This is a genomic window from Tamlana carrageenivorans (assembly GCF_002893765.1).
Classification (GTDB): domain Bacteria; phylum Bacteroidota; class Bacteroidia; order Flavobacteriales; family Flavobacteriaceae; genus Pseudotamlana; species Pseudotamlana carrageenivorans.
In genome coordinates, this window is the sequence record NZ_CP025938.1 from 3,334,289 (window position 1) to 3,358,345 (window position 24,057).

General features: G+C 34.7%; 19 protein-coding genes. 10 read left to right on the forward strand and 9 right to left on the reverse strand.

Going from position 1 to position 24,057, the window contains the following annotated elements; genetic code table 11:
- The first annotated feature begins 30 nt into the window (after window positions 1-30).
- Together C1A40_RS14655 and C1A40_RS14660 are read left to right on the forward strand one after the other, a co-directional pair.
- Window positions 31-285 (forward strand): hypothetical protein, encoded by a 255-nt coding sequence (locus C1A40_RS14655; RefSeq protein ID WP_102996542.1) that lies wholly within the window; start codon window positions 31-33, stop codon window positions 283-285.
- 138 nt (window positions 286-423) lie between these two features.
- Window positions 424-1,248, forward strand: a complete 825-nt coding sequence (locus tag C1A40_RS14660) for a sulfurtransferase (protein ID WP_102996543.1) — start codon at window positions 424-426, stop codon at window positions 1,246-1,248.
- Window position 1,249: 1 nt separating this feature from the next.
- Here the strand turns inward: C1A40_RS14660 and C1A40_RS14665 are convergent, their stop codons facing one another.
- The 4 genes from C1A40_RS14665 to C1A40_RS14680 all read right to left on the reverse strand — a co-directional run bounded on the left by C1A40_RS14665 (window position 1,250) and on the right by C1A40_RS14680 (window position 7,411).
- Window positions 1,250-1,666: a thiol-disulfide oxidoreductase DCC family protein gene (locus C1A40_RS14665; protein ID WP_102996544.1), complete on the reverse strand. Its 417-nt coding sequence runs from the start codon at window positions 1,664-1,666 to the stop codon at window positions 1,250-1,252.
- Entirely contained in the window at window positions 1,663-3,828 is a 2,166-nt protein-coding gene (locus tag C1A40_RS14670) for an endonuclease MutS2 (protein WP_102996545.1), read from the reverse strand. The genes C1A40_RS14665 and C1A40_RS14670 overlap by 4 nt, the downstream gene beginning before the upstream one ends.
- A 340-nt stretch (window positions 3,829-4,168) precedes the next feature.
- Window positions 4,169-4,750: a MiaE family protein gene (locus tag C1A40_RS14675; RefSeq protein WP_068604167.1), complete on the reverse strand. Its 582-nt coding sequence runs from the start codon at window positions 4,748-4,750 to the stop codon at window positions 4,169-4,171.
- A gap of 114 nt (window positions 4,751-4,864) precedes the next feature.
- Window positions 4,865-7,411, reverse strand: a complete 2,547-nt coding sequence (locus C1A40_RS14680; RefSeq protein ID WP_102996546.1) for a DUF559 domain-containing protein — start codon at window positions 7,409-7,411, stop codon at window positions 4,865-4,867.
- A gap of 202 nt (window positions 7,412-7,613) precedes the next feature.
- Between C1A40_RS14680 and C1A40_RS14685 the strand changes: the two genes are divergently transcribed.
- The 5 genes from C1A40_RS14685 to C1A40_RS14705 all read left to right on the forward strand — a co-directional run bounded on the left by C1A40_RS14685 (window position 7,614) and on the right by C1A40_RS14705 (window position 14,155).
- Complete coding sequence (locus C1A40_RS14685; protein WP_102996547.1) at window positions 7,614-9,302, forward strand: histidinol-phosphatase HisJ family protein; 1,689 nt, start codon at window positions 7,614-7,616, stop codon at window positions 9,300-9,302.
- A gap of 405 nt (window positions 9,303-9,707) precedes the next feature.
- Window positions 9,708-10,193, forward strand: coding sequence for an Hsp20/alpha crystallin family protein (locus C1A40_RS14690; RefSeq protein WP_102997231.1), 486 nt, complete (start codon window positions 9,708-9,710; stop codon window positions 10,191-10,193).
- Window positions 10,194-10,511: 318 nt separating this feature from the next.
- Window positions 10,512-11,000, forward strand: coding sequence for a hypothetical protein (locus C1A40_RS14695; RefSeq protein WP_102996548.1), 489 nt, complete (start codon window positions 10,512-10,514; stop codon window positions 10,998-11,000).
- A 236-nt stretch (window positions 11,001-11,236) separates the two neighbouring features.
- Complete coding sequence (locus tag C1A40_RS14700) at window positions 11,237-13,201, forward strand: M1 family metallopeptidase (protein WP_102996549.1); 1,965 nt, start codon at window positions 11,237-11,239, stop codon at window positions 13,199-13,201.
- Between the two features lie 39 nt (window positions 13,202-13,240).
- Window positions 13,241-14,155 (forward strand): patatin-like phospholipase family protein, encoded by a 915-nt coding sequence (locus tag C1A40_RS14705; protein ID WP_102996550.1) that lies wholly within the window; start codon window positions 13,241-13,243, stop codon window positions 14,153-14,155.
- Between the two features lie 45 nt (window positions 14,156-14,200).
- Here the strand turns inward: C1A40_RS14705 and C1A40_RS14710 are convergent, their stop codons facing one another.
- Both C1A40_RS14710 and C1A40_RS14715 read right to left on the reverse strand, forming a co-directional pair.
- Window positions 14,201-14,722 (reverse strand): DUF7935 family protein, encoded by a 522-nt coding sequence (locus C1A40_RS14710; RefSeq protein ID WP_067148067.1) that lies wholly within the window; start codon window positions 14,720-14,722, stop codon window positions 14,201-14,203.
- Window positions 14,723-14,745: 23 nt separating this feature from the next.
- A complete protein-coding gene (locus C1A40_RS14715) occupies window positions 14,746-16,305 on the reverse strand; it encodes an FMN-binding glutamate synthase family protein (RefSeq protein WP_102996551.1) in 1,560 nt (519 codons plus the stop codon).
- A gap of 95 nt (window positions 16,306-16,400) precedes the next feature.
- Here C1A40_RS14715 and C1A40_RS14720 point away from each other — a divergent pair, with 95 nt between their 5' ends.
- From C1A40_RS14720 to C1A40_RS14730, 3 genes are all read left to right on the forward strand, one after another.
- Complete coding sequence (locus C1A40_RS14720) at window positions 16,401-17,933, forward strand: hypothetical protein (RefSeq protein WP_102996552.1); 1,533 nt, start codon at window positions 16,401-16,403, stop codon at window positions 17,931-17,933.
- Window positions 17,934-18,173: 240 nt separating this feature from the next.
- A complete protein-coding gene (locus C1A40_RS14725) occupies window positions 18,174-20,516 on the forward strand; it encodes an ATP-dependent helicase (RefSeq protein ID WP_102996553.1) in 2,343 nt (780 codons plus the stop codon).
- Window positions 20,517-20,808: 292 nt separating this feature from the next.
- Window positions 20,809-21,429: an L-threonylcarbamoyladenylate synthase gene (locus C1A40_RS14730; protein WP_102996554.1), complete on the forward strand. Its 621-nt coding sequence runs from the start codon at window positions 20,809-20,811 to the stop codon at window positions 21,427-21,429.
- A gap of 192 nt (window positions 21,430-21,621) precedes the next feature.
- Here the strand turns inward: C1A40_RS14730 and C1A40_RS14735 are convergent, their stop codons facing one another.
- The 3 genes from C1A40_RS14735 to C1A40_RS14745 form a co-directional block, all read right to left on the reverse strand.
- Window positions 21,622-22,458, reverse strand: coding sequence for an OmpA/MotB family protein (locus C1A40_RS14735; protein WP_102996555.1), 837 nt, complete (start codon window positions 22,456-22,458; stop codon window positions 21,622-21,624).
- A 93-nt stretch (window positions 22,459-22,551) separates the two neighbouring features.
- A complete protein-coding gene (locus C1A40_RS14740) occupies window positions 22,552-23,541 on the reverse strand; it encodes a glycosyltransferase family 2 protein (RefSeq protein ID WP_102996556.1) in 990 nt (329 codons plus the stop codon).
- Window positions 23,541-23,984 carry a type I restriction enzyme HsdR N-terminal domain-containing protein gene (locus C1A40_RS14745; RefSeq protein WP_102996557.1) on the reverse strand — a complete coding sequence of 148 codons (444 nt, stop codon included), beginning with the start codon at window positions 23,982-23,984 and terminating at the stop codon, window positions 23,541-23,543. Before C1A40_RS14745 ends, C1A40_RS14740 begins: the two co-directional genes overlap by 1 nt.
- Window positions 23,985-24,057: the final 73 nt, after the last annotated feature.

Below are 24,057 nucleotides of genomic sequence, written 5' to 3' on the forward strand. Positions count from 1 at the left end.
AACACGATTACCTTAATGATTTTAAAGTATATGGAAACAAATGAGAAATTAAGAGAGCAGATTTTTGATATAATAAAGAATCAACTAAAAGATAATACTCCTCCAGAAACAAAAGAAACATTTGATAGGTTGATAAAGGAAGGATTTGATGATTTTCAATCAAGACAAATGATTGGACAGTGTTTAGCTGTTGAAATATTTGAAGTAATGAAATATGGTAAACCTTATAATAATAAGCGATATGTTAAGAATTTATTAGCTCTACCTAAGGAACCATTTGAATAATAAATTATAAATAGTTTTATGCTTTATGCAGAAGGCAATATGCCATCAACTAACAACCAACAACAAATAACCAGTAACCAAAATCCAGCACCCCTTCAATAATAAATAGGCAATAATAATTAATCAATTTCAACGCTCATGTCCAATAAAATAACATTAACCGAGCCTGTTGTTTCTGTATCATGGCTGAATAATCAAATAGATGCATCAAATTTGGTGATTTTGGATGGCACCATTGCCAAAGTGTTTACTGCGGATTCAAAACAAATTCCGAAAGCGCGTTTTTTTGATATAAAACTAAAGTTTAGCGACACTCAAAATAAATTTCCCAGTGCCTTTCCTTCTGAAGCTCAGTTTCAAGAGGAAGCACGGCTTTTAGGTATTAATACCGATAGTGCCATTGTGGTTTACGATGATAAAGGTATCTATTCCAGTGCCCGTGTGTGGTGGATGTTTAAAGCTTTTGGTTATAGTAATGTGGCAATTTTAGATGGTGGTTTTCCGGAATGGACAAAGCATAATTACCCAGTAGAGCCTGCTACAATATACCAAGGGGAAAAAGGTGATTTCCACGCAAAATTACAGCCCAATTTCATGAAGTTTTTTAACGATGTTAAAGCGGCTTCTGAAAATAAATCACACACCATTATTGATGCACGTTCAGCAGCCAGGTACCAATGTGAGACACCAGAACCTCGTGAAGGTTTACGTATGGGCACCATTCCAAATTCTGTTAATTTACCTTTTACAGATTTATTATCCGATGGAAAATTAAAATCTAAATCAGAAATCAATCAAGCTTTTCAAAAATTAGCCAAAAAAGACGATCCTATCATTTTTTCTTGTGGTTCGGGAATTACAGCCTGCGTTTTAGCTTTGGGTGCTACGTTGTCAGATTATAAAAACATAGCGGTTTATGATGGCTCTTGGACCGAATGGGGGAGTTTAGTGCCAGAACAATAAGCTAATCTAAAAACTTAGCTTTTAACTCGGGCGTGGGAATCATGCAGTTGTCTTTTTTGCCGTACCATGTATAACGATTTTTTGCAATATAGTCGTAAACAGCGTTTCTAATAAAGGCAGGGACGATTAAAAACACCCCCATTAAATTCCGTGGAAACCCTAATTTTAACGCCACTTTTAAAGCTGCGGTAGATTTGTAGCTAATGCCTATTTCAGGGATGTAGAGTAGGATAGAGTCCGTTTTTTCGGTGTCTATCTTATAAGCTTTAATAATTTTTTTACCAATCTCACTTTGTAACGCCGCAAACAAAAAACGGTTGTTTTTATCGTGTTTTATAACGTATTTCACGCTGCTATCACAGAGGTTGCAAACACCGTCAAAAAGAATAAGTTGTTTATGTTTTGGTAAATCCATCATTTTTTTGCTTCCACCAACTCTAATTGGTCTATACTCACATTAGTCGTAAAAATACCATAATTCACAACGGCTTTATTTTTTTCAATTTTATCAATAGTACCAATGGAACGGCCATCTTCCATGCGTACGCGATCGCCAAGTTTTAAGGTTGGTTTAGGTTTAGTCGCTTCAATTGCTTTTTGCTTAGCGACTTTTTTCTTTTGTCGAATCACTTCAACCTTCTTTTCAGCTTCTTGCTTCACTTTCTGCTCTTTGGCCTTTATAGCCTTCTTTTGCTTAGCTGAAACTTTTTTACGCTTCGAATTTTCTATTTGAACCACTTTAAAAAGTTCAGACATTAATTCGCGTTTCTGCTTGTTTTCAAAGTATTTTTCGGCAATATCATTTACTTTTTGTCCTAAGTAAATTAAGCGCTGGTTACTATCATATAATTCTTGGTAACTTTCTAGTTTCTTTTGAATTTTAGCATTTATTTCTTCCAACTTATCAGCTTCCTTTAGCTTTTTCTTTTCGTTTAACTTTAACGACTGACCTGTTTTTTCAAGTTTTGAACGTTCTTTTTGAAGTTTCGCTATCGTGGCATCAAAACGTACTTTACTGCGCTCAATCTTCTTTTTAGCACGGTTTATTAATCCGTATGGAATACCATTTTTCTGCGCGACTTCAAACGTAAAACTACTTCCGGCTTGACCGATAACCAATTTGAATAAGGGTTCTAAAGTGCGTTCATCAAAAAGCATGTTAGCGTTAAGCATGTGTGGCATTTCATTAGCCAGAATCTTTAAATTGGAGTAGTGGGTGGTAATAATTCCAAAGGCCTCGCGATGGTAAAATTCTTCTAAAAAGGTTTCCGCAAGGGCACCACCAAGTTCTGGGTCAGAGCCTGTTCCAAATTCATCAATAAGAAAAAGTGTGTTTTTATTACACTTTCTTAAAAAATAATTCATTTGTTTTAAGCGGTAACTGTAAGTACTTAAATGATTTTCAATAGATTGATTATCACCAATATCACTTAAAATTCTATCGAACAAACATACTTTACTTCGTTCGTGAACTGGAATTAACATCCCGCTTTGAAGCATAACTTGAAGTAAACCGACTGTTTTTAATGTGATACTTTTTCCGCCGGCATTCGGTCCTGAAATCACAATAATACGACTGTCTTGTTGGAGTTCGACGGTTTGAGGAAATGTTTTTTCGCCTTTCTCTAAATTGTTTAAATAGAGTATCGGATGGTAGGCATCGCGTAAAAACATACTTTTTTCATCTGAAATTTCTGGAAGTATCGCATTTAACGATCTGGCGTATTTCGCTTTCGCGGAAATGACATCGATATCAATTAAAAAGTTCTGATAATCGTTTAGTAAAGGTAAAAACGGACGAATATAATCGGTAACTTCCTTTAGAATACGAATGATTTCTTCGTGTTCTTCGTATTCCAAGTTATTAAGCTCTCTGGTGTGCTGCAGCGTGGTTTCTGGTTCGATGTAAACAATACTCCCCGTTTTACTACCGCCCATAATAGAGCCTCTAACCTTACGACGATACATGGCTTTTACCGCCAAAACACGCTTGTTGTCTACTACCGACTCTCTAATGTCGTCCAAGTATTCTAATCCGTGATAGGTGTTTAAGGCCGAACTGAAACTGGCATTAATTTTACCTTTAACTTTATTAATAGACTGTCGTAATTCCTGTAATAAAGGCGATGCATTGTCTTTAATGTCTTCAAAACGATCGACAACGCTATTAATTTTTTCAATAAGCAGTTTGGTAACTTCTATATGTGAAGCAAACTGATATAAATTGGGGTAGTATTCTTCAAACTTTTTTAGAAAAATAAGGATATCGTTAACTGTAACCGACATGGCTACAATTTTTTTTAACCCATGAACTTCTAAAAAGGTGTTTTCTATTTTTAAAAGCTTAAGCTCTTTGGTAATGGCATCAAAACCGTGATTTGGAATGCGGTTATCGTTATAAAACGAGGCCACATATTCATGTGTTAATTGCAAAGAAAAAAGGAGTTCTTCCTTTATTTTATATGGTGAAATTTCTAAAGCTTTTTCATGTCCAAGTGGCGTAACACAATGTTCGCTAACTTGCTGTAAAACGGTTTGAAATTCTAAATCTTGTAATGTTTTTTGATGAATATGAATCATGCGTATTGTTTGCCTCACTTGTTTTAAGGTTTGCAAAGTTAATCAATCTGTTTGAGAAGATTTTAATGAATTTGAATCGTTGTAAACTGTTAATTAACAAAACACTAACACCTTGGAGTCTAAAATATAAATACCTTGAAAGTCGACAAAAGTGTCATCAATCAAACTTCAATCAGTGAGTTGAGGCTGTCTAAAATGTTATATCTCTGTTGTGTTGAATTTGTCGAAATATCCCTATTTTTATAAGGGTTTCGACAGGGTTAACTTGACAAAACTAAATTGTAAGGCATTTAGACGGCCTTTTTAAATAAATTTCTGGGAATACTTTGTCAAAAAGCGTTTAGCCATGAATGGTTTCACTTTTTCCGTAGTTCTGAATCACTTTAGCTTCAAAATCAATGAGTTCTTTCCAGCGTTTTTCAACATCGACCCCTTGACCGTATTGACGTGCAAATTTTAAAAAAGTTGTGTAGTGTCCGGCTTCACTAATCATTAAATCATGATAAAACTTTGAAAGTTCTGGGTCTTTAATTCTTTTAGAGAGGAGCTTAAAACGTTCGCAGCTTCTGGCTTCAATCATGGCCGAAAACAAAAGCCTGTCTACCATAGACTGCACACGGTTTCCGCCTTTATTCATAAACTTATAAAGCTCATTAACATAACTGTCTTTACGCTCGCGCCCTAAAGTGTAGCCTCTTTTCTTTATGATATCATGCACCATTTGGAAGTGCTCTAATTCTTCTTTAGCCAGTTCCAAGAGTTCGGTAACCAAATCGGTATGCTCAGAATTTAAGGTGATAATAGTTATGGCATTCGTTGCTGCCTTTTGCTCGCACCAGGCGTGGTCTGTTAAAATTTCTTCTATGTTAGATTCTACAATATTAACCCAGCGTGGGTCTGTTGCTAATTTTAAACCAAGCATATCTTTTTTTTGTAAAAGTAGGTATTTTAATTTTTTGTTTTTCTAGTGAAGTTGGGAATCTACAAGGGTGTTATTACTCTAAAACAGATTTCTGTATCCGAAAGCATCATAACCTTAACTGATGTAATTCCAAATGTTTTTAAACCTAGTAAGCTGTTTGTAGGTGTTTAATACCACTTGATTTTCTGGAAGCGCCAATTTAGGGTCTGTTTTCAATAAGTTTTTTGCTTGATGTCTAGCGTGTTTTAAAATGTCGTTATCCTTAATGATATCTGCAATTTTTAAGTTTAAAACGCCACTTTGTTGGGTGCCCATAATATCCCCCGGACCTCTTAAGCGTAAGTCAACTTCGGCGATTTCAAAGCCGTCATTGGTTTGTACCATGGTTTCCATGCGGGTTTTGCTGTCGGCACTAAGTTGGTGTCCCGTCATTAAAATGCAGTAACTCTGTTCGGCACCACGCCCCACACGTCCGCGTAATTGATGTAATTGTGATAAACCAAAACGCTCGGCACTTTCGATAATCATAACCGAGGCATTAGGAACGTTAACACCAACCTCAATAACTGTCGTGGCTACCATAATTTGTGTTTCTCCTTTAATGAAGCGCTGCATTTCAAATTCTTTATCAGCGGGTTTCATCTGGCCATGAACAATGGAAATTTGATATTTTGGCATGGGGAAGTCTCTCGCGATACTATCATAACCATCCATCAAATCCTTATAATCCATTTTCTCGCTCTCTTGAATAAGCGGATATACAATATAAATTTGTCTGCCCTTATCCATTTCATCTCTAATAAATCGGAATACATTAAGGCGATTTTTATCGAAGCGGTGCACCGTTTTTATAGCCTTTCTTCCTGGAGGTAATTCATCGATTATAGAGATGTCTAAATCCCCATAAACCGACATGGCTAAAGTTCGTGGAATAGGGGTAGCGGTCATCACTAAAATGTGTGGTGGGATGGAAGCCTCTCTAATCTCCCCAGAGGGGAGACTTTTTAGTTGCTTTTCAATATAATCTAAAACATTGTCAATGTCGCCGGTTATTTGTTCATTGGTAAACCTAATAACTTTAAAACCTATTTCATTTAAAATTTTAGTACGTAAATCATCGGCTTCTTTTTGTTCTATGGTGTTATGATAACCGCCATCAACTTCAATAATTAGATTTTTTTCAATACAGATAAAGTCAACAATAAATTCATCAATAATATGCTGTCTTCTAAATTTTAAATCGAGTTTTTTTCCTCTTAAACTTTCCCATAAAATTTGTTCTGCTTGAGTGCTTTTTTTTTTGTTTTCAGATTGAAGTTCCTTTAATAATTTATAGGTTGAAGGTCTTGCCGTCATGTATTTTTGAAGTACTTTTTTGGCTTCCTCCCTTCGGGAGGATTGAGGAGGGCTTGTCGGTCCCTTCCGCCATAATTTGCTTCTTTGAGCAACTCCAAAACGGTGTTGTTCGTCGACAATGGCAAGGCCTAAATTTTTAAATTTCACCTTGTCTTCAAGAAGGGCGTGAGTGCCAATTAAAATTTGTAATTCACCATTTTCTAGGGATTCGTGAATTTTTCGTCTTTCTGAAGTTTTACTTGAACTAGTGAGTAGTGAGATACTGATATTTAGTGGTTTACACAACTCTTGTAGTCCGTTAAAGTGTTGGGCTGACAAAATTTCAGTTGGGGCCATTAAGCAAGCTTGAAAACCGTTGTCAAGAGCCATGAGCATTGACATGAAGGCTACAATGGTCTTCCCAGAACCCACATCACCTTGCAAAAGGCGGTTCATTTGTGCATTGCTCCCTAAATCGGCACGAATTTCTTTTAAAACGCGCTTCTGTGCACCTGTCAAATCGAAGGGTAATTGCTCCCTAAAAAAGGTGTTAAAGTAGTCGCCTACTTTCGTAAATGGGAGCCCTTTTATTTTCGATTTATGCACTAAATTTTTAATAATTAATTGCAGTTGAATGTAAAATAATTCTTCAAATTTTAGTCGAAATTGTGCCTTAGAAAGTAGCTCCGAACTCTTAGGGAAATGCACATTAAAAAGCGCCGATGATTTGCTAATTAAGTGTAATTCCGAGCGCATATTTTCGGGTAAAGTTTCGGCAAATTTTCCGCCAGAATCGATAAATAATTGCTGCATGATTTTACACAAAACCCGATTGCTTATCCCTCGATTTGATAATTTTTCGGTAGATGGATATACCGGTTGCATAGCCGAACGAATATTTTTTTCATGGGCTTCCATTAACTCTAAGTCTGGATGCGCCATACTGAATTTATTTCCAAAGGCGTTGCATTTCCCAAAAGCGACATAAGGTTTGTTTGCTTTTAGGCTTTCACGAATCCATTTTTGTCCGCGAAACCAAACCAATTCCATCGTACCTGTGTCATCCTGAAAGGTGGCAACTAGTCGTTTGCCTCGTTTTTGAGCGACTTCTTTAAAACCTGTTATTTTGCCAATAACTTGAACTTCAGCATTGGTTTGCTGTAATTCGTTTATTTTGTAATATCGGGTGCGATCTATGTATCTGTTTGGAAATAAATTAATTAAATCCTGAAAGGTGTGTATACCAAGCTCCTTGCGTAATAAATCGGCTCGACTCGAGCCTACGCCTTTTAAATAATCTATGGGAGTTTGTAGGTTTACAGACATAACGAGGCGAATTTAATCAATAAAAATAAAATGAAAACCCTTATTGAATTCTTAATATCTGGATGATTTTTGAAATTTTATTTTGAGAATTTAGAAGATTATTGAATTTTAACTAAAAGCATTAAATGTTTGTTATTAATTCTATAGCAATGGTTAAATTTGTTGTTCTTAAAAAAAGACGATTTTAAAGTTAGATAGATTGATGAGAAAACTCAACGAATTTATATGGGAAACGCATGGTATCCATGCAGGAACCGAACAAGATCACGTAAAGCATGGTATCGATAAACTAGAGGATATTATTGATAAAGCCATTGAAGCGAAAAACCCAAGCATTACTTTTATTATTCATTCACCGCGTTTAACAAATTTTAGATATACGGCTGAAAAAGATACGAATGTTAAGTTTATTCGTGGAAACAGATCTTATTTAAACTACCCTAAACGTATAGCAAATTTGCGGAAGAAATACGCCGGGAGAATCAATATAAAATTTGGTGTTGAGTTGGAATGGATGGGGCCGGACTTAGGTTTACAATGGAGTCGTTCTAAGATTTTTCAAGCGGAAGATGCCGATTACGTAATTGGTTCGGTACACTTTGCTCCTGAAGGTCTGCCTTATGATGGTTCGAAAGAAGAGGCTGAAGAACTACTGAAGCTTAGAGGAAGCTTGGAAGCATATTGGGATGGGTATTTCAATGAAATAATCCAAATGATTGAATGTTTTGGTGATATGATTCAGATTATCGGACATATCGATTTACCAAAACTGAATGTGGATATGCCTGAAGCACTCGTAAATTTTGAAACAAGTTCGCATCCTTTAGCTAATAAATTTAGAGCCCTTTTAGAGCTTATTGCCGATAGAAACCTCTCTTTAGATGTGAATATGGCAGGAAAGTTTAAAGGTGTTGGCGTATACCCTGTACAAAGTATTTTACGTCGAGCTCGCGAATTACAAATCCCTGTTTGTGTGGGTACCGATACGCATCATGTACGTTACTATGGCTTAAATTATAAGGAAAGTTTAGAATATATACAGGAAGCAGGTTACGAGAGTTATGTAAGTTACTCGAAACTTATTCCGGAAAACCGTACGATTTACGACGATCATGAACTGAAGGTAAAATATACCGTTTTAAATAAGGGAATTGAGTTGTTAAATCAGCGATTGGATGACACAGAACGCCGTATTATACCAGATTTCTCATTTGGAGGCTCTTTCTCTGAGTTTGTAGATTTATACAAGAACTCAACAGGGATGGGCGATTACAACGCCATCCGTATTAGAAAATGGGGTAAATCCATTACGGTTACGGATGAAATTCCTAAAATGTCTGGAAAGAAAGTTAATGGTTTGTTTTCAGAGCATTTAGATCAGCCAGGTGTTATTTCTTCATTGTTTAATACTTTGGCTTCTGAAGGTATTAATGTGGAAACTGCGCGTTTAAAATCGAATAAAAACGGTACGGCAGAGGCCTTTTTATCACTAAGTGAAGGTAATGGCAATGTTAAAAGTGCTATCGATTTTATAACGGGAACCGATTCTGGAACCTTTAGTAATTTGACATATAAAGAAAATGCCGAACTGCCAAATTACTACCGAGAAGGTGTTTATTTGTTAGAAATGGATGGCGTGGCTTTAAATTTAGCACTAAGCGAAAAGGTGATCCTAACAAAGCATAATAACGCTCCTGGGGTTCTTTTAATATTACTTTCGGCCTTAGCGTCTAAAAACATTAATATTGCCGATTTAAGGCTAGGACATTTAAATAATGTGGGGTATTCTGCTATTGCTGTTAAAGGTGATAGTCATGTAATACGAAATTTGTTAACCAAGCTTGGAGATCAGTATTACGAAGCGAATTTAATAGAGTTTCATAGTTTTTAAAGTGAGGCTTTAGTGTCATGTTTTTCTGAATAAGCTATTACAGGAACTTGATATATTGTAGAAAAAAGACTGTTTAAAATGGTATTTTAAGCAGTCTTTTTTTATGATGAGAATTAAGGGTTTATTTTTGAAATAATTCTACATGCTATATTTTTTGATGTCATTTAAGCTTTAAAAACAACTATGACAAGATGTGTTTTCTGGGATTATAATGTCAAAATGTCGCTTTTCAATACATTGAATAATGACGTTTTGTCTTGTTTTTGGTGTTGAATTTTAGTTTTTAAAGTCAAAATCATAATAGAATCACAGTTTTTTTAGGTTTGGTATTTTTTTTGCCTAACACTTAACGAAATTATTGAAGGATTTCTATTTGAAATAATGTTTAATTTAAAACTTTTAATTATGAGCAATTTAGTAAGTGTTCCTAAAAATGGAAGTTTAGCGAACACAAATTCAAATTCAAATTTACCAAGTTGGTCTGGATGGTCAAATTGGTTGGATGACGTTTTTAACAGAGAATTACCCTCTGTATTTACTTCTAATTTTAATGCGGGAATTTCATTACCCAAAGTAAACATTAAAGAAACTGCAGATGCTTTTGTGGTTGAAATGGCTGTTCCTGGTCTAAAAAAATCAGATTTTAAAATTGATATAGACAACCAAACCCTTTCTATTTCTTCAGAAGTTAAGGAAGAAAAAGAGCATCAAGGTTATAATTATAATCGAAGAGAGTTTGGGTATTCGTCTTTCAAAAGAACTTTTAATTTTCCAGAAAGTGTTAACGATGAGAAAATTAATGCGAACTACGATAACGGTATTTTAAGTATTGAATTGCCTAAAAAAGAAGAGGCAAAGCAAAAGCCTGTAAGAAGCATTAAAATTTCATAAGACAATCTCTTAGTATCTGGGTAAGACATTAAGAAGGATGCTGAAAAAAAATCAGCATCCTTTTAATGGTTTTTATCAAGAAATTTTAATCTGAGTTCATGATTATAATAAACAGGTATTCAGGTAAATGTCATTATCGAACGTTATTGCTTATTCTGTAAATTATAATAATTTTTTGGAATGTACTTCAAGTTAGCGTGTTGAACAGAATTTCGAGATGTTTTGTCTATCTCTGTAGGTAACACTCGAATAGATAGATGATTTTTTCAACATGCTTATTAGATCACTTAAATGTAGTTTAACCTAAAATTAATAGTGATGAAAAAATCTTTAATATTAATAGCAGTTGGCTTACTAGTAGCAAGCTGCAATGGACAAAATAAGGAAGGAAATACAATGGCTCCTAGCGAAAAAAATAAGGATGCTGTTGAGGCACCTAAAGGCTCTTGGAAAGTTGATAAGGAATTTGATGAACACGGGAATTTAATACGTTATGATAGTATTTATTCCTGGTCCTCAAATGATACATTTAAAGATGTGTCGCCTTTTACTAGAGATAGTTTGATGCAAAATTTTAAATCGAAGTTTTATTCAAACTACTCAAGATTTGAAAATGAGGGTTTTAAAAATATGTTTTCTCAAGATTCTCTTTTTAGTAAGCAATTTTTTAATGACGATTTCTTTGGAAGTTCTTTTGGTAAGGATTTTATAGATACTGAAAAATTAAGACAAGACATGCTTGAAAAGCAAAAGAAATTTCTCGAGAAGTATCAATCAGAATTGATCAAACCTGAAGACGAAGACTAGTTAGTTTTCGTCTTTTTTTATGATTTTTACTTACTATTCAAAAACGCAAAGATCCATTCGTGCCAATCATACTTGCATGAATGGTTGATAAAGGAGGATATTTCTGAATACATTTTTTAAGACCGTATCTTAATTAAGGGTATCTTACTAAAGTATTTTTTTCGTATGTTTATTTCTGAAGTGTTATTACCAGATAATAAGCACATACAAATTAATGCCTTTTACCCAACGTTTAGATGAATAAAATCCTGCTTATCTTTTTATTATTAGTATCTCAAGTTTGTAAAGCGCAACAAACCGAAATTGTGGACTTTAAGCAAGCTAAAGCTGAAATTTCTTTTGGTGATCTAATACTTAAGGAAGTTAAAGGTACTGTGGTTTATAAGTTTGATATTCTAAAGGACACCGATTCCATTTTTCTAGATGCTAAAGGTTTTAAAAGCATATCAGCTGTTTTAAATGATGAGGTTCAAGTAGGAACTTACAATGGCGTAAGGTTTAAAATTAATCATCAATTAAAAGCAAATACTTCTTATTCATTAAAGATAACTTGGGAAGCACGTCCGAAAAAAGCTTTATATTTTATCGATTGGGAGTATATTGATGGTAACCGTCAAATTTGGACTCAGGGTCAGGGGAAATACACCAGTAATTGGTTGCCAAGTATCGATGATATGAATGAAAAAATCGAATTTGATTTAAGCATTACCTTCGATAAAAATTACGAAGTGATAGCTAACGGCAAGCTTACCGATAAAACCATTTCGGGGCCTTTAGCTACTTGGCATTTTGATATGACTAAGCCCATGTCGAGTTATTTGTTGGCCTTTGCTATTGGGAAATATGACAAAAAAACAACGCTTTCAAACAACGGTATTCCATTAGAAATGTATTATTACCCTGCTTATGAAGAAAAGTTTGAACCGACCTACCGTCATACTCTGCAGATTTTCGAATTTCTACAACAAGAAATAGGCGTGCCTTATCCGTGGCAAAATTACAAGCAGGTTCCTGTTAAAGATTTTCTGTATGCCGGCATGGAGAATACCAGTGCCACTATATTTTCCGATGCCTTTTTAATTGATGAAACCGCTTTTGTCGATAAAAACTATGTGAATGTTAATGCGCACGAATTAGCGCATCAGTGGTTTGGCGACTTAGTAACCGAATCATCTGGAACACACCATTGGCTTCAAGAGGGCTTTGCGACCTACTATGCTTTGTTAGCCGAGCGGGAGGTTTTTGGAGAAGAATATTATCAGTACAAACTTTATGAATATGCCCAGGAGTTATTAGATCAAGACAGGGCAGGAGCTAGTACTGCGTTATTGGATCCGAAATCGAGTAGCACCACTTTCTATAAAAAGGGCGCCTGGGTCTTGGTTTTACTAAAAGATAAGGTAGGCGAGAAGGACTTTAAAAAAGGGATTAAAAATTATTTATGGAAGTATCAGTTTAAAAATGTTGAAACCCAAGATTTTATTTCTGAAATAGAAAAGACTAGCGGTAAAGACTTAACCGAGTTTGTAAACAAATGGCTGAAATCTTCGAAGTACCATTATAATGAGATTGAAAGTTATCTAAGGAAAAATTTTAAAGGCTATAAGGCGTTTTTAGATTTGGATTGCGATAAATCGGCCAAAGATTGCCAGAAGTTTATACAAGCTTCGGGAAACCAGTATCAAAACGCTGAAGTAATCCGCTTGCTAAGAGGAAATATTACAAAATCGGTCTTTAATCTAAATTCTATTAAAGAGAGACAAGCCGTGGCTTTATCCATGTCATCCATCACTTCATCTGAAAAAGCAGATTATGAAACCCTGCTTCAAGATAAGTCTTACGCTACCATAGAAGCGACTTTATTCAATTTATGGCGTAGTTTTCCTAATGATAATTCTTTATATTTAAAACAAACCAAGGATATCGTTGGTTTTAACGATAAAAACGTGCGTATTCTTTGGTTAACTTTAGCATTGATTACAGAAGATTTTGAGCCCCTAAATAAATCACGTTATTTTGACGAACTCACCAATTATACCAATCCGAGGTATAGTTTTGAAATTCGTCAGAATGCTTTTGCTTATTTAAATCAGATTCAAGCTTGCCGAACATTATGCCTGGATAATTTGCAACAAGCAACAAAGCATCATAATTGGCAATTTTCAAAGTTTGCTAAACAATTGTTGGAGGAGCATAAGTAGGTGTTAAAGGTCATTTTATAATCACAAAAATTAAAAAATTTGAAAGCATTAGTTATTTCTGGAGGCGGTAGTAAAGGCGCATACGCAGGTGGTGTGGCAGAGTATTTAATTAAGGAAGAAAAGCGCGAATACGATTTGTATGTGGGAACTTCAACAGGGAGTATATTAATTCCGCATTTAGCGGCGGGAAAATTAGATGAAATTCACGAAGTTTTTACTAATGTGAATCAATACAATATTTTTAGTGTTAACCCCTTTATTGTTAGAAAAAAAGGCGATCGCGAGTTTGTATCTATCGATTTTTTAAACTCATTGTGGCAATTTATAAAAATGAAACGCACCTTTGGTGAAAGCAAGGCCTTAAGACGTTATTTTAGAAAGCATTTTACGAAAGCCTATTACGATCAAATTAAAGCGACTAAGGAGGACGTTGTAGTAACTGTGTCTAATTTGTCTAAAAATATTGCTGAATATAAATCTATTAAAGACTTTAGTTACGACGAGTTTTGCGATTGGGTTTGGATTTCTTGTAATTATATTCCTTTTATGTCTTTGGTAAAAAAAAATGGTTTTGAATATGCCGATGGTGCTTTTGGTTGTGTGGTGCCTATTCGTGAGGCGATTTTAAGAGGAGCTAAAGAAATTGATGCGATTATTTTAGAGTCCGAAAACATGCAATACAATAAGGTTTTAGGAAAAAACCCATATTCCTTAATGTTAAACCTTTTTGGTCACCTTTTAGATCAAGTGGAACGCAGTGATATTTTAATAGGAAAACTGGCGGCTAAAAACCGTGGTGTGAAGTTAAATCTTTATTATACGCCATCCCGACTAACAGAAAACTCTTTAATTTTTAATAAGAAACTCATGACCGATTGGTGGGACAAGGGGTATGAGTATGCTAAAGAAAAGTGTAAAGCAGCAAAATCCAATGAACTTCGAATGGATAAATAAGGTGTTGATGATGTTCTTTTAGTTGTTCAAAGAAATGCAGGATGCTTACCACATATCCGAAACCTCACTTTTTACAAAAGATAAAGCGGCATCGCTAGGAGACGGACGCTCCATCATTTCGGTTAAAACAACTTCTCTTAATTTGTTGGCCGTATCTGTTTTTTCAGACATGTTTGCCTTTCTAATGAGTTGGATTGTGGCGTTTTTAGCCGTGGTAATAATGCTCCAACATTTATCGCTAATATAAATTTGTTGCGATAAGTTATGCTCAAATTCTTGTTCTATGTTTTTTATAAGTAACGATTCGTAATCTTCTTTGTTTGATGTGATTGGAGTTACTCTTACCATAAGTTTTGATGGGGCAATGCGCTCTAAAAATAAGGCCATACGCTCATAAGCCTGTAGGCGTAATGGAATCGTGTTTACCTGTAAATCTTTTTTGAGTAGATAACGTCTTCTCCCATCTTCATTTTTGGTATGCTCTTTAAAAAAGTAATAGGCAATACAACCTGTTATTAATGAAGGTATGGCAAATAAAAAAAGGTCGATAACTCTAGAGGCTTCCATAAGATTTGGTCTGGTTTTAGTAATTATTTTGGATGATGACCCAAATATAAACAATCTTTTAATTTTTGCATCCCAAAAAAAGGAACCCTTGTTTTCTCGTATGCAAAAGTAGTGTGTAATTCGTTGGATAGACTGTGGTCGTCAATATTCATTTCAATATCCTTCATGGTAAACTGGCAAGGGTGTTCGTAGCCAGCAGCATGTGTAATTTCAATCAATTCTTTTCTAAATGTTTTAAAATACTGTGCTAGCCGCTCCGATTTTAACGTAGGATCTATACCACTCTGTAACCATTTGCTTTGTGTTGCCACACCACTAGGACAACGGTTTGTATGGCATACTTGGGCTTGAATACACCCAATACTCATCATGGCCTCTCTGGCGACATTAATGCAATCGGCTCCCATGGCAAAGGCCATAGCAGCTTTAGCAGGGAAACCTAATTTTCCGCTACCAATAAACACAATGCGCTCGGCAAGTCCTTTGTTTTTAAAAAGCTTATATAAATCCCTAAAGCCATAAACCCACGGAAGGGAGACATGATCGGCAAAACTAGGAGGAGCTGCTCCGGTACCACCTTCGCCACCATCTACAGTAATAAAGTCAGGGCCTTTTCCGGTGGCTACCATAAAGTCTGCCAATTCTTCCCATTGTTCCAGCTTACCTATAGCAGCTTTAATACCAACAGGTAAGCCTGTAGCCTCGGCTATTTTTTCAATAAAATCTACCATTTCAGGAATATTAGAAAAAGCTTTATGGTTTGGAGGTGAAAGCACATCAATACCAATAGGAACACCTCTAATTTCTGAAATTTCTTTCGTGATTTTAGCGCCAGGAAGCACACCACCTTTTCCAGGTTTAGCACCTTGAGAAAGTTTAACTTCAATAGCTCGTATAAATTGGTTGTTTTCAACCAATTCTATCATTTTTTCCATGGAAAATCCGCCTTCTTCAGAGCGCACACCAAAATACCCCGTTCCGAAATGGAAAATAACATCGCCTCCATGGCTGTGATGTGGCGATAAACCACCTTCACCGGTATTGTGATACGCACCAGCAATTTTAACACCTTTGTTTAACGATTCTATCGCTTTCGCGGAAAGCGAGCCAAAACTCATGGCCGAAACATTAATGACTGATGCTGGTCTGAAAGGCCTTCTTCTTTTATGAAACGCACCCATCACTTTGGCGCAGGGCAAAAAACAATTGTCTACAAGATTTGGATGATTTTCAGGGAGTTTAAAGGGCATCATCGCATTATTAATAAAAATATGCTGATGCTGATAAATATCGCGGTCGGTACCAAAGCCTTCGTAATTGTTTTCCTTTTTAGCTGATGCGTAAATCCAACTGCGCTCAATACGATTGAAGGGGAGTTCTTCGCGGTTGTTAGCAACGAAATATTGACGCATTTCTGGACCAATGTTTTCTAGTAAATAGCGTAAATGTCCAATTATAGGGTAGTTGTGACTTATTGTATGTTTTTTTTGAATAAAAACATCGCGAATGGCTACCAAGGCTAAACCTATTATTAACCAGCCCCACCAACTGATTTGAGATACCTCATTTAAAATCGTATTCATAGTAATAATTTAACGTGTTATTCCTTTTTTGTTAGGTTTTTAAAGGTATTTAAAATTATTGTTTTTCATAAAGATTGAATATATATCTTTATAACATGAAAATTAAATATTTAGGACTCCTAGTCTTTATCGTTATTCTGGCTCTTGTTGCGGTACCTGTTTCTAATTATTTCGTAAAGTTAAAAATAGAAAAGGCTTTACAGAATTTGCCAAAACATGTTGATGTTTGTACTAAAGGTATTTTAGTTGATGTGGTTTCAGGAACCCTAGAATTTCAAGATGTACTTATTTCTGTATCGGATGAATCCTCTCTAGAAAAAGTTTTAAAATTAAATCTAAAATCGATTTTGATTGAAGATATTGCTTATCTAGAATTTGTTTTCAAAAACAAGGTTCGTATTGAAGAATTAGCCGTAGATGCTCCAAAAATAAAATATTACAAAGCAGGCAAGCAAAAAAAGCCAACTAAAGCCTATGAAATTCCTGAGTCGCCAGAAGTTACAATTAAAAATGTACAGATTACCAATGGCGCTGCTCAAGTTTTAAGTTTGCAAAACGATTCGTTATTATTTGATATTAAAATGTTTAAACTAAATGTAAAAGATGTTAGCCATAAGGCCGATAAAAAAAATAGAATTCCTGTAACGTTTCATGATTTCGATATTGTTGCAGATTCCATTCAGCTAAATGTAGGAGATTGGGATCGTTTGTTTATTGCTAAAGCTCAATTAAAACAACATACTTCCGTCTTAAAAGCGGTTCAACTAAAAACTAAATATTCAAAAAAAGAACTTTCTAAGCACATTAAAACTGAAAGGGATCACTTTAATTTAGGTGTAGATTCTATTGTAATAAATGAAGTTGATTTTGGTTTTAAACAAGATACTATTTTTTATTTTACTACTAACAAAACAGAATTACATCATTTAGATTTTGAAATTTATAGAGATAAATTAGTAGGAGATGATCCTACAATAAAATCGTTGTATAGTAAAACCTTAAGAGAGTTAAATTTTGATATTAATGTAAAGGAGCTTCAGGTGCTAAACGGGAAGATCACTTATGAAGAGCGTGTGCATTCTTCTGGGGTACCAGGCGAAATTTTCTTTACAGATTTTAACGCTACAATGTCTAATATTAATAATACATATGCTGAAGGCGATAAAACTGTAGTAAACATTACTACTAATTTTATGGATGAGGCACCTTTAAAAGCATACAGCGATTTTGATATTAATAATAAAAACGATCGGTTTATTTTTAAAGCAGAATTAGGGTCTTTTCATGTGGAAAAATTGAATCAATTTTTGGTGCCAAACCTCAATGTGAAATTTGAGGGTGTTTTACACAAAACATATTTTACAATTGATGGAACTACTAACCATTCCTCCATTGATTTGATTACAGATTTTGATGGTCTTCGTATTGATGTTTTAAGGAAGCATGAACGTAAAAAAAATAAGTTTTTATCGGCGATTGCTAATATATTTGTTAAGAAAACCACCGAGAATGGGGATAACGTATTTGCTGAAGCTAAAAGGCATGATATTAAACGCGATAAAACTAAATCGGTTTTCAATTTCCTTTGGCTTAACGTCAAGGAAGGGCTGCTTCACGCTAAAAACTAATAAAGTACTGTTTAGTATATGCGAGCGTCATGCTGAACTTGTTTCAGCATCACATGACAAATATAAGTATTGATGTTTTTTTTAAAATACACAAGTTCCGATTGACCTCGTAATTTATTATTGACTTCGTATATTCAATTAAAATCTTGGTAATTCCTTAATTTGTTCATAATTATTAATTATTTCATCCTATAAAAAGCCCAACATTGGTTAATTTCACGGCCTAAAAATGATGATGATTTGGAAAAATACTTAAGCCAGTTAAATGACGCTCAATTAGAGCCTACAATACAAGTTGACGGACCCATGATTGTTATTGCAGGTGCTGGATCTGGAAAAACAAGAGTGCTAACTTACCGCATTGCTTACATGATGAGCAAAGGCATCGATCCTTTTAATATCTTATCGCTCACCTTTACCAATAAGGCGGCTAAGGAGATGAAAGAGCGTATTGCAACTATTGTAGGCGCTAGTGAGGCAAAAAACCTGTGGATGGGAACTTTTCACTCCATTTTTGCTAAAATTCTTAGAATTGAGGCTGATAAACTTGGGTTTCCAAGTAATTTTACCATTTACGACTCTCAAGATTCCGATAAACTTATTGGATCTATCATTCGAGAAATGCAACTCGATAAAGATATTTATAAAGCTAAACAAGTACGTTCCCGTATTTCATCATATAAAAATAGTTTAATTACGGTTCGTGCATATTTTCAAAATCCTGAATTAAAAGAAGCTGATGCGATGGCAAGACGTCCGCGCATGGGTGATATTTACAAAGAGTATGTCGAGCGTTGCTTTAAAGCGGGTGCTATGGATTTCGACGATTTACTTTTAAGAACCAATGAGCTTTTAACTCGATTTCCTGAAGTATTAGCAAAATATCAAAACCGTTTTAAATACATTTTGGTTGATGAGTACCAAGATACCAACCATTCTCAATATTTAATTGTTAGAGCCTTAGCCGATAAATTTCAAAATATTTGTGTAGTAGGTGATGATGCCCAAAGTATCTATGCCTTCCGTGGTGCGAACATTAGTAATATTTTAAATTTCCAAAAGGATTATGATGATGTGAAAATGTTCCGATTGGAGCAAAATTACCGTTCTACAAAAAACATTGTAAACGCAGCAAACTCCATCATCGATAAAAACCAAACGAAGCTTGAAAAAATTGTTTGGACAGCCAATGACGAAGGCGGTAAAATTAAAGTACACCGTTCCTTAACCGATGGTGATGAAGGGCGTTATGTGGCCAGTACCATCCTAGAGACTAAAACTAAGGAGGGCTTAAACAACAGTGATTTTGCGATTTTATATCGTACCAATTCACAGTCTCGTGCCATGGAGGAAGCCTTGCGTAAGCGTGGTATTCCGTATCGTATTTATGGCGGTTTGTCCTTTTACCAGCGTAAAGAAATTAAAGACGTTTTATCATACTTACGTTTAATTGTAAATCCTGCCGATGAGGAAGCTTTAAAACGTGTTATTAATTTTCCACCCCGAGGCATTGGTCAAACCACGGTAGATAGGCTTATAGTAGGCGCTAATGGTTACAAGCGTACCATTTTTGAAGTGATGAAAAACATCGATAAAACCGATCTTAAAATTAATTCAGGTACTAAAAACAAGCTAAAAGACTTTGTAACTTTAATTGAAAGTTATCAAGTTTTAAATCAGACTGCCGATGTTTTTGAATTGGCAGAGCATGTGACCAGAACCAGTGGTTTATTAAAAGAATTTGGTAAAGATACCACTCCTGAAGGGGTAACACGTGTCGAAAATATCGAAGAGCTTATTAACGGTATGAAAGATTTCGTTGAAGGCCAGATTGAAATCGCTGATGCAACGGGCTCTTTATCGGAATTTTTAGAAGATGTGGCTTTATCTAGTGATTTGGATAATGAAACAGAAGATGATGATGAGGTGGCTTTAATGACCATTCACTTAGCAAAGGGGTTAGAGTTTTCGAATGTGTTTATTGTGGGGTTGGAAGAAGATTTATTTCCAAGTGCCATGAGCATGAATACCAGAAGTGAGCTAGAGGAGGAGCGACGTTTGTTTTACGTAGCGCTTACCCGTGCTGAGAAGCAAGCGTATTTAACTTATGCTTTGTCGCGATACCGTTGGGGAAAATTGGTAGATTCTGATCCGAGTCGATTTATTGAAGAAATAGACGAGCAATATTTAGAAGTGCTAACACCAATGGAAGAGCGTCGTATAAATCCGATGCTTTCTGCTGATATTTTTGGAGATACCGAGCCTAATAAAATTCGTTATAAACCGGCTAAGCAACCAACATTCACTAAAAATAAAACCCCCAAAAAAGAACCTGAAAAGTATGTAGCACCTACGACCAGAAATTTGAAGCCTGTAGCTAAATCTTCAGAAAGTAGTGGTGGCTCAAATTTATTTGATAATAAGTTGGCTGTGGGTAATAAAGTCAAGCATATCAGATTTGGAACCGGAGAGGTGTTAAAAATTGAAGGTGCTGGTGCCGATGTAAAAGCAGAGATTAATTTTCAGCATGGAGGGACTAAAAAGTTGTTGCTTCGTTTTGCTAAGTTGGAGGTGATTGGGTAGGTTTTTGTTGTTGAATTGGGTATTTGTTTAATCGTGTAACTGTTTAACCGGTATTTCAATTATAATCTTCGTGCTAATGAGTATCTGTGTAAATCTGTGAAATCAGTGTCTGTTATAAGTTTTTGGACACGGATTACACGGAATATCACAGATTTTTTTTCATTTGGTGTAATTTAGATGTTATTTTGAGTTTAACCGTTTAACCGTTTAACTTTGTAACTTTTTAACCCTGAACTTTGTAACTCACATTTTTAGCGTTTACTTTGTGTAACCAAGCTTAACAAGATATCCTATGGCCGATTTTATAAGAATTTACGAAGAAAACCCTAATGAAAGAGAAATTGATAAAGCTGTAAAAGTTTTAAAACAGGGTGGCCTTATTATTTATCCCACCGATACCGTTTACGGTTTAGGGTGCGATATAACTAACTTGAAAGCACTGGAACGGGTAGCTCGCATTAAAGGTGTAAAGCTGGAAAAGTCTAATTTTTCATTTGTATGTCATGACTTAAGCGATTTGTCTGATTATGTGAAACAAATTGACACCAGTACTTTTAAAATACTTAAACGCGCTTTGCCTGGGCCATATACCTTTATTTTACCTGGGTCTAAAAATCTGCCTAATCCGTTTAAGAAACGAAAAACTGTTGGTATTAGAGTGCCAAACAATAATATAGCCTTAGAAATTGTAAAACGCTTGGGGAACCCAATCATATCAACTTCTATTCATGATGAAGATGAGGTTTTAGAATACACTACCGATCCAGAACTTATTTTAGAGAAATGGGATAACCTTGTCGATTTAGTTATCGATGGGGGTTATGGCGATAACGAAGCTTCAACAGTAATCGATTTATCTGAAGATACACCTAAAGTGATTAGAGAAGGTAAAGGTGGGTTGGAAATATTTTAGGACATGATTTTTATAATGTATACAATTTTGAGTTTGTGAATAGACTCCTTTAATCGTGTCGTTAAAATGGTTTCGTCTTTTTCAATGAAGCTATGCGGACTATTTTATGTAATAGGAAGGAATTGAAGAAAATGTAAAGCATAAAAAAACTCAACTTTTCAGTTGAGTTTTTTTATGTTATAAAATTACAGCTTAGTTTCCTGCTGAAAGGTTTTTCATTTCTTTTTCGATCATGTCGTAAAACTGATCAATTTTTGGTAATACAACAATACGTGTACGACGGTTTTTAGCTCTGTTTTCGGCAGTGTCATTGTCTACTAAAGGCACATAAGAACTACGTCCGGCAGCAATAAGTTGTCCTGGGTTAACGTCTAAACTTTCTAATACTCTAATAATAGACGTAGAACGTTTAACACTTAAATCCCAGTTATCTATTAATACACCTTTACTGTATGGTACAGAATCTGTATGTCCTTCAACCATACACTCAAAATTAGGTTTGCTATTTACAACTTTAGCGACTTTAGCAAGAACTTCTTTTGCTCTTGAAGTTACGTTGTAACTACCGCTTTGGAATAATAATTTATCAGCGATAGAAATAAATACTACGCCTTTCTCTACATTAACTTCAATGTCTGGATCGTTAATTCCAACTTCACGTTTTAAACTAGTTACCAGGGCTAAAGTAACACTATCTTTTTGGGTTAAAGCATCTTGTAATCGGCTAATTTTAAGCTCTTTTTCTTTAATGCTTTCTAATGTTTTTTCAATATTGCTAGCACCTTTCGATGAAAGCATGGTTAAGTTATCATTGTTTTTACGTAAATCGGCTACTTGCTCTTCTAAAGCAGTCGCTCGCGCTGTAGCTGTTGCTCTGTCTTCTAAACAAGAATTAAGTTTTACGGTTGCAGAATTAAGCAAATCTTGAGTTTCCTTTTGTTTTGCCTGTAGATCTGTAAATTGTTTTTTTGATACACATGAGCTTAGGGCTAACATTGCAGATGCACTAAGTAATAAGATTTTCTTCATAATAAATTTTAGGATTAACTTTCACTAATTGGTTGAACAAAAATATATAAAATTCTACTGGAAATAGTAATTTAACAAAACTTTTACTTAATACTACAAACTTTTAAAAGTCTTTTTTTTAAGTATAAAATAATCAAAAACAATCGATGTTCTATGGTAATATTTTATGTCGTGTTTTGTTTGTTTCCGCTGATTTAAAAGCCGGTTTATATGTCTGTAATAACTAAAATGTGCCTTAATTATTGCAAAAGTATGCTTCGGTTTTAACGCAACTAGAAATTTAATTCCTGAAATTCCATCGAGGCATACTCTAGCAAGTATTATGCCAAACAAAAAGCGATTTACGTTTTTTGTAAGGGTGAATAAGCTATTCCTATAATTTAGGAAAGTTTTTTTAGGATTTACAGCATTTAATGTGGCTCCCCCAACATGAAACACTGTAGAATCACCAACATACTTTACTTTATATCCTAAGTTTTTAGCTCGCCAACACAAATCAATTTCTTCCATATGAGCGAAAAAATGTTTGTCGAAGCCATTTAGCTGTTTAAAAGTTTGTTGTCTAATAAACAAACAAGCTCCCGACGCCCAAAATATATTAGCCGTATCGTTATATTGACCTTGATCTTTTTCAACGGTATTAAAAATGCGTCCTCGGCAATAAGGAAACCCGTATTTGTCAATAAATCCACCAGCAGCACCAGCATATTCAAAATGTGTTTTCTGCTTAAAATCTAAAATTTTAGGTTGTACGATCGCTGTGTTTTTATCTGTATTAAAAGCATGAATTACAGGTGTTAACCAATTTTTTGTAACTTCAATATCACTGTTTAGTAAACAAAATACATCGGCCGAAATGTTTTTTAAAGCATCATTATACCCTTTGGCATAACCGCCATTGTTTTCGTTCTTAATTATTTTTACAGAAGGAAATGCTTTTTCTAAAAAAGTAATCGAATCATCGGTTGATGCATTATCGGCTACATAAATGGTGGCTTCTTCGGAAAACTTTATAACTGAAGGTAAAAATTGCTGAAGCAGAGCCTTACCATTCCAATTTAATATAACTACGGCGATTTTCATTAGTGGTAATTAGGAATGTTTTCTAGAAATTGATAGCATTCATTTTTAAAATCCATTTGGCAATAATAGTGATTTAGTCCGTTTGTTACCATTAAATAACTAGCATTTAACTCTAAATTATAACGAGCAATTTGATCGAAAGTGTTTTGATTTATAGTAATTTTGGGTGCTTTGCATTCTACAATTAAATGTATGGAACCATCTGTGTTAAACACGACAATGTCATAGCGTTTTTTTAAGCTGTTAATAATGAGTTCTTTTTCAACATTAATTAATAATTTTGGAAATTTCTTTACTTCCATTAAATATTGTATACAATGTTGTCGTACCCATTCTTCCGGTTGTAAAACCACAAATTTTTTACGAATAGGATCAAAAATAGATGCTTTATTTTCGCTACTTTTGAATCGAAATGAATATTCTGGAAAATTAAGTGCTTGCACAGTACATTTATTTAGTTTTCAAAGTTACGCTACAATATATAAATACCAAATATCCTAAGGTAATTGTTGGATA